This window comes from Thioalkalivibrio sp. ALE17 (assembly GCF_000425605.1).
Classification (GTDB): Bacteria; Pseudomonadota; Gammaproteobacteria; order Ectothiorhodospirales; family Ectothiorhodospiraceae; genus Thioalkalivibrio.
Genome location: NZ_AUDT01000030.1, coordinates 1 through 1,368, shown reverse-complemented (window position 1 = coordinate 1,368; position 1,368 = coordinate 1). Strand labels below are relative to the sequence as shown.

The window sequence follows — 1,368 nt, the reverse complement described above, 5'->3', positions numbered from 1 at the left end:
GGTTGTGTGCGTCAAGTTGTGCAGAAGTGAGTCAGCCATGTTCGGTTGGTCGGTATGGCTCAGGCGGCCTCGGCCTGCCGGAGCAAGATCTTCTTGTGCTCTTTGAGCAGATCCATGTTCAGGTAGCGGTTGTCCTCCAGCCAGCCTTCGTGGATTTCGACGGCCAGGGCCCGTACCAGGCGTAGACAGCTGTGGGTGTTGGGGAAGATCCGGACCACCCGGGTCCGGCGGCGGATCTCCTCGTTCAGCCGCTCGAGCATGTTGGTGCTCTTCATGTGCTTGTGATGGGCCCGCGGCAGGCGGTAGAACGTCAACGTCTCCTGGATGTTGTCCTCCACCCAGTCGCACAGGCGGGGATACTTCGCCTGCCAGCGCTCCAGCCAGGCCGCCAGATCGCGCTGGGCCTCGGTCAGATCCCGGCGGTCGTAGAGCCAGCGCAGCTCCTGCAGGCAGTCGTCGTCGGCCTTGCGCGGCAGGTGGTCCAGGGCGTTGCGCAGGAAGTGCACATAGCAGCGCTGCCATACCGCTTCCGGGAGGATCTCCAGGATGGCCCGGCGCAGCCCTGCGTGCTCGTCGCTGACCACCAGTTCGACCCCGTTCAGCCCGCGCTCGCGCAGGCGCTCCAGGAAGGCGCGCCAGCTGCTCGCGCTCTCGCGACTGGCCAGCTCCACCCCCAGCACCTGACGCCGGCCTTCCCAGTTGACACCGATAGCGATCAGTACCGCCTGGGACCGGATCACGCCGCCCTCGCGGACCTTCTCGTAGCGCGCGTCCAGGATCAGATAGGGGCAGGGCTCCTCCAGGCGCCGCGACGCGAACTCCGCCAGGCGGCCGTCCAGCCCCCGGTTGATGGTCGAGATCGCCGAAGCCGAGAACCCGTGACCGCACAACTCCTCGGTGATGGCCTTGACCTTGCGCGTCGACACGCCCTGGACATACATCTCCATCAGGGCCGAGACCAGTGCCTTCTCCGAGCGCTGATAGCGCTCGAACAGGCTGGTGGAGAACTGGCCGTTGCGGTCCCGGGGGACCCGCAACTCCAGCTTGCCCACGCGCGTGATCAGGGTGCGCGGGTAGTACCCGGCTCGGTAGCCCAGGCGGCCCTCGGTGCGCTCGCCCGGTGCCGCCTGGAGCTGGTCGCTCATCTCGGCTTCCAGAACCTGCTGGACCGCCTCGCGCACCAGCGTGCGCATCAGTTCCTCGTCTGTCCCCAAAAGCGCTCGCAGTGACGTGCGATCCGCAGTAGCCTGGCTCTTGTGAGTGGTCATGGTCTCGCCCTCCTTGAGGGGTTCCGGTGGTCGCTAACCAACCCGAATACCATGGCCGCTCACCTCCTGCCAGCTTCTGCACATAACTCAGCACACTACT

General features: G+C 65.9%; 1 protein-coding gene. It reads right to left on the bottom strand.

All coding sequences use genetic code 11. The features are described from left to right. Window positions 1–59: 59 nt before the first annotated feature. Entirely contained in the window at window positions 60–1,268 is a 1,209-nt protein-coding gene (locus tag H609_RS0110905) for an IS256 family transposase (RefSeq protein WP_028484962.1), read from the bottom strand. Window positions 1,269–1,368: the final 100 nt, after the last annotated feature.